This window comes from Streptosporangiales bacterium (genome assembly GCA_009379955.1).
In the GTDB taxonomy this organism is placed as follows: Bacteria; Actinomycetota; Actinomycetes; order Streptosporangiales; family WHST01; genus WHST01.
Genome location: WHST01000210.1, coordinates 1 through 5,087 on the forward strand (window position 1 = coordinate 1; position 5,087 = coordinate 5,087).

Below are 5,087 nucleotides of genomic sequence, written 5' to 3' on the forward strand. Positions count from 1 at the left end.
CGTCTTCGAGCTTGTGACATGATCAGCGCGCTCCGAGCATCGCAGGCGGTCGGTAACCCTGACGTCTCCCATGTCGTGGATAGTGCCTAGAACAGTTCGAAGTACTCGCGATGCTCCCACTCGGTGACCGAGGACTCGTAGGTCTCCGGATCGTCCTGTTCGGCGACATGTGCCCGGTAACGCTCGACCTCGCTCCGTTTCATGGTGACGAAGTAGTCGATGAAGCGGTCGCCGAAGGCGCCGCGGAAGAAGTCGTCCTTCTCCAGCGCTGTCAGCGCGTCGGCGAGGCTCCCGGGCAGTTGGGCGGCGTCTGCCGCGTACGGGTCGTCGGTGAGCGCGGTCGGCTCCGTCCGGTTCACCACTCCATCGAGACCGGCTGCAGCCTGGGCGGCCAGGTACAGGTACGGATTCGCCGCGGGCTCGCCCGCCCGGTTCTCGACATGTGAGGACGGATCGCCGGGCGCGCTGATGACGCGCACCATGGCGGCACGGTTGTCGAAGCCCCAAGTCAGCCGGTCCGGCGCGAGAGAGAACGGCTTGCGCCTGCGGTACCCGTTAATGGTGGGTGTCATGAACGGCGAGGCCGCTGCGGCGTGTGTCAGCGTACCCCCGACATAGTGCCTGCCGATATCCGGCAGCGGCTCGCTCGCCTGCGGCACCATCACGTTTACGCCGCTAGGCACGTCGGACAGGGACGAGTGCAGGTGCCATCCGCTCGCATAGCAGCCGGGCACGGCAGGCGAGCACATGAACGTCGCGAGGTAACCGTTGCGCCGACAGATCTGTTTCACCGCGGTTCGGATCAGCAGCGCGGCGTCGGCTGCCGCCATGCCCTCCATGACGTCGAACGTCGTCTCGACCTGGCTGGGCGCCCACTCGTCGTCGATCGACCGCAGCGGTAGCCCGAGTGCGGTCAACGCCCGCCGGATGGGTCGCAGCATGTCGTCGATCTCGTCGAGATGTGATTCCAGCAGGTAGTTGTAGCCGCGAGCCACGAGTGCGACGCGTGGTGGGTCGCCTGGTGAGCCGGGCGCTCCTGGCGAGCCGGTCTCGAGCATCGTGTCGAGGATCCGCATCAGGTACCACTCGATCTCAAGACCGGCGTTGAAGCGATAGCCTGCCTCGTTGACCCGGTCCAATGTGGAGCGCAAAATCGTGCGTGGGGAGAAGGGGAACGGTGTCCCGTCCCGCAGGTAGAGCTCGCACAGTACCCAGGCCGTGTCCGGAACCCAGGGCAGGGTCCGGAACGTGGCGGGGTCGGGCACCATGATCACGTTCGGGCTGCCGGAGAGCTCGGGCATGTCGAAGCCACCGCCCGGCATGAAGGGGTTGAACACGATGGCGTTGGCCGTATCGAAGAAGAACGGCGCCATCGTGATCTCGATTCCGGATTCGAGGGCGGTCCGGTACGAATCGGTGCTGACGGTCTTGCCCCTGATGAGACCGTGCTGGTCCGGCCACGCGAGTCGCACCATCTCGATCTCGTTTTCCGCGATCTGCTTCTTGGTGTCCTCTGCCGCGGCGAGTTGCTCTTCGCTCAGTAGCCCGTGCCGTCCGACGAAAGCAGCGGTGGACATGATCATCTCCTTGTCGATGTGTGCCTGTTGCGACTGGTGCTTGGCCAGACCTCGTTGCCGAGCCACCGGCTGACCAGGTCGTCGAGGAGCCGGAACGCGGTGTCCGCGCGACGTTCGGACTCGGCGACCAGCTCCTTCGGATCGATACCGGCGGCCCGGATGCGCGCCGCATCGTGGGTGGCTGCGGCGCGCACGCCTGCGGGTGACATCTCCGGGTGGAACTGAATTCCGAGCGCGGTGCCCATGCGGTACGCCTGCAGGAACCGCCGTGATGCCGCCAGTGGGATCGCGCCGGGCGGCACGTCGAAGGTCTCGCCGTGGAAAGCGAGATGCGCTCGCGTGCCGGGTGTCAACGTGGCATCCGCCCCGGTAGCGGTGATGTCGATGTAGCCGTACTCCGGACCGTCCGGGCACGGATACACCGACCCGCCGAGGGCACGCGCCAGCAGCTGTGATCCGAGGCAGATACCCATCACCGGAAGCTCGTTGCCGACCGCCGTGCTTAGGAACTCCTGTTCCGCGCCGAGTACGGGGTCGGGAGCGTTGGCACTCTGCGGGCCGCCGATGCAGATCACGCCGCGGACGGTGTCAGGGGACGGTAGGTCGTCGCCGAGCACCGGGCGCAGCAGCGCCCACGTGGTTGCATGCCGATCGAGGACGATGGTGATCCACCGAATGTCCGGTTCGGCGATGTGGGCGATAACCGCGATGTCCGTCATGTCGCGCCTCGCCGTTCGATGACGGTGGTCCAGGGCCGCCAGTGGTCGGTTCCGGCCAAGGCCCGAAGCAGGTTCTGCGCGTCCTGGCGATCGATGGCGACCCAGTCCGGATCGGGGGTGGCCTCGTAGGGCACGAAGTCCCACATGCGGGCGCGGCGGACCGCTGCGACGACGGGCTCGGTGGCAGCGAGCTCACGCTCCAGCTGCCGCACCCGCTCGCTGAGGTACCGAACGCGCCCCCGCAGTTCGGTGATCTCGTGGTCGCGGCGCTCCGGGACGGTCATCCTTGTCCTCCTCGTCAGAAGACGATGGTGAGGTTCTCGTGGCCGTGCTCGGAGTCGAGCAGGTTCACCTGCTTGGTGCGGATCTTCCAGCCGTCGTCGTCACGTGTGAGCGCGTGTCCGTACCAGCCGGAATAGAGCTTGGTTGTGCCCGCGCGGAACTCGGTGAGCAGGAAGCTTGACCTGACCCGGCGCCTGCCGTTGTCCGGTTCGTCGAGCACCTCGACGTTGCCGACGATCCGGCGCGTGCGTGACTGCGGGATCTGGCAGAACGCCAATCCGGTACGCAGCCAGTAGACACGGTCGGTGAGGCGTCTGCGGTCGTCGAACGCGTGGGACACCTCGGCGCGTGGGTCACCGCCCCCGGGAGTGACCGGTACCCAGTACAGGCATTCCCGTGAGTACATGTCCAACCACTCGTTGAACCGCGCCTCGTCGAGCAACCGGGCCTCGCGATGCAGCAACGCCTCGGCGTCTGCCTTGACCTCCAGCGCGCACGGCGGCCAGTCATCGTACCACTCGCCGGACAGCTCAACGAGATCGGCGTAGAACGAGGGATCGACGTAGTACGACCACCGCGAGGTGTCGGAGTAGTCCGGGACGGCCTCACGTGTCATCCTCAGCTCCTGCCCTGCTCATCAGCCGTACCCACTCCTCGAAATAGCCGCGCATGTGCAGCTCGTCGGTCACCGGCCCGGTGACGACACCGTCCTCGCTGACCTTCTGGCGCCCCTCGACGCCGTAGCCGCGGTTCATCAGCACCCACTCGACCTCGGGGACCGCGAGGCCACGCTGACACTCCTCGAAGTTGGCCTGATCGTCTGGCTCACCGAACGCCGGGAAGTCTTCTTGCGTGCGCATGCGCATCGCGTTGACCTCGTCGGGGACGCCTCCGACCGTTGTCGCGTACCACGTCAGTTGCGTGCGGTCCACGGCGAACGGCTCGATCACCTGGATCTGGTTACCGATGAGGAGGAGATTGGGGAAGATGTTCAAGTTGATCTGCGCACCGACACACAGGTCGAGGTAGGTATCGGCCTGGTCACCGTACCGCTCGCGGATGCGTTCCTCGAATCCTTCCCGTCCTGGCTGCGGCCGCTGATTCGCCCAGAACGAGCCCGCGCCGTCGTAGCTGGGCCGCTGGTCGATGAAGTTGTGTCCATTGCCCAGGTATTGCACGTACATCGGTCCTTGGTCAGGGGACTGGCCGAAGTAGGTCATGTCGCGTGACTCGCCCAACCGCTGGGCCATTTGAAGCAGTGAACGGTGGGAGAACGCCGGATGGTAGCCGTCGGCCGCGTTGTCGTAGGCGAGTTTCCAATTGCCCCGGTACACCATGCGGTGTGCGCCGCTTTCAACCCGCACATCGCCACCGGGCGCACGGTCGATCCAGTAGTCAAGCAACCGGCGCACCTCGCCGAGGTGGTCGGTCAACGGCGGTGCGGACTCGTTGAGCGTTCCGAAGACGAAACCTCGGTACGTCTCGATCCGCGGCACCTGCGCAAGGCTCCAATCCTTGCGCCGGAAATCGGTTCCGTAGGCATCAGGCCACGGCACGCCGATCAGTTCGCCGGTGTTCTGGTACGTCCAGCCGTGGTATGGGCACTGGAAGCTCTTCGCGGTTCCGGATTCCTCACGGCACACCGTCGCGGCCCGGTGACGGCACCGATTTAACAGTGCATGCAGCTCGCCATGCTTGTCGCGGGTGAGGATGAGGGGTCGCAAACCCAGGTAGGCGGTCCGGAACGAGTTCGCTGTCGGCAGCTGTGTCTCATGGGCCAGATACACCCAGGTGTAGCCGAAGATGTGGCGCATCTCGGCCTCGAAGAGCGACTGGTCAACGTACACCAGCCGATGCACTCGATCGGGGCGGACGAGCTCACGAATTCGCTCTGGCGTCCAGCGTCCTGCGTCCGGTCCGCTCACGGTTGACTGTTGTACGGTCACCGGGCGATCCCTCCCTGGTGAACGTGATCAACACCTTGTAGCGTCTCCTTGTGACCGGAATGCGTACACTTCGAACGCTATCCGGTAGTACAGTCTATACTGTGATCCTGGTCACGTCACGCTGTCAAGGCGTGGACGCGTTCGAATACGCACCCGGACGTGTGACTTCGGGAGGGAGGTAGCGCGCGGTGTACGGGTATCGCTCGCTGACCGTGGCGGCGCGACGGCTGCCCGAACTCGTACGCTAGGTGCGAAATTGTTTTCAGTCCCGTCGTGCGACCAAGGGGAGACACTCGATGGCGAAGCCGGAGAATCGTGGCGACTACGTGCAGTCCATTGAGCGGGGCCTCTCGGTCATCCTGGCCTTCGCCGACCACCACCCGCAGCTGAGCGTTTCTGCGCTGGCCGAAGCGACCGGGCTGAGCAAGCCGACCGTGCGGCGCATCGCCCTGACCTTGGAAGAACTCGGCTACCTGCGGCGGGACGGCAGGCTCTACTCGCTGACCCCGCACGTGCTCGCACTCGGCAACGCGTACCTGTCGTCGATGAACCTCACCGAGGTC

The 5,087-nt window shown here is 65.3% G+C and carries 6 protein-coding genes; 1 reads left to right on the forward strand and 5 read right to left on the reverse strand.

Annotated elements, in window-relative coordinates:
- Positions 1-86: 86 nt before the first annotated feature.
- The 5 genes from GEV10_31770 to GEV10_31790 are packed head-to-tail and all read right to left on the reverse strand — an operon-like array spanning position 87 to position 4,392.
- The gene (locus GEV10_31770; GenBank protein MQA82980.1) at positions 87-1,577 is read right to left on the reverse strand and encodes a glutamine synthetase; all 1,491 of its coding nucleotides are present in this window, start codon (positions 1,575-1,577) and stop codon (positions 87-89) included.
- 2 nt (positions 1,578-1,579) lie between these two features.
- The gene (locus GEV10_31775; GenBank protein MQA82981.1) at positions 1,580-2,296 is read right to left on the reverse strand and encodes a type 1 glutamine amidotransferase; all 717 of its coding nucleotides are present in this window, start codon (positions 2,294-2,296) and stop codon (positions 1,580-1,582) included.
- Positions 2,293-2,580: a hypothetical protein gene (locus GEV10_31780; GenBank protein MQA82982.1), complete on the reverse strand. Its 288-nt coding sequence runs from the start codon at positions 2,578-2,580 to the stop codon at positions 2,293-2,295. Before GEV10_31780 ends, GEV10_31775 begins: the two co-directional genes overlap by 4 nt.
- Positions 2,581-2,594: 14 nt before the next feature.
- On the reverse strand, positions 2,595-3,194 hold the full coding sequence (locus GEV10_31785; protein MQA82983.1) for an aromatic-ring-hydroxylating dioxygenase: 600 nt from the start codon (positions 3,192-3,194) through the stop codon (positions 2,595-2,597).
- Positions 3,184-4,392: a Rieske 2Fe-2S domain-containing protein gene (locus GEV10_31790; protein MQA82984.1), complete on the reverse strand. Its 1,209-nt coding sequence runs from the start codon at positions 4,390-4,392 to the stop codon at positions 3,184-3,186. Before GEV10_31790 ends, GEV10_31785 begins: the two co-directional genes overlap by 11 nt.
- Before the next feature lie 428 nt (positions 4,393-4,820).
- On the opposite strand from GEV10_31790, the gene GEV10_31795 reads away from it, so the two are divergent.
- Positions 4,821-5,087, forward strand: a 267-nt coding sequence (locus GEV10_31795) for a helix-turn-helix domain-containing protein (protein MQA82985.1), incomplete at its 3' end; no start/stop codon positions are given.

Bases quoted from the DNA above. Each gene is read 5' to 3' on its own strand.
- GEV10_31775 (MQA82981.1), bottom strand. From the start codon at position 2,296: ATGACGGACATCGCGGTTATCGCCCACATCGCCGAACCGGACATTCGG.
- GEV10_31770 (MQA82980.1), bottom strand. From the start codon at position 1,577: ATGTCCACCGCTGCTTTCGTCGGACGGCACGGGCTACTGAGCGAAGAG.
- GEV10_31790 (MQA82984.1), bottom strand. From the start codon at position 4,392: ATGCGCCACATCTTCGGCTACACCTGGGTGTATCTGGCCCATGAGACA.
- GEV10_31780 (MQA82982.1), bottom strand. From the start codon at position 2,580: ATGACCGTCCCGGAGCGCCGCGACCACGAGATCACCGAACTGCGGGGG.
- GEV10_31785 (MQA82983.1), bottom strand. From the start codon at position 3,194: ATGACACGTGAGGCCGTCCCGGACTACTCCGACACCTCGCGGTGGTCG.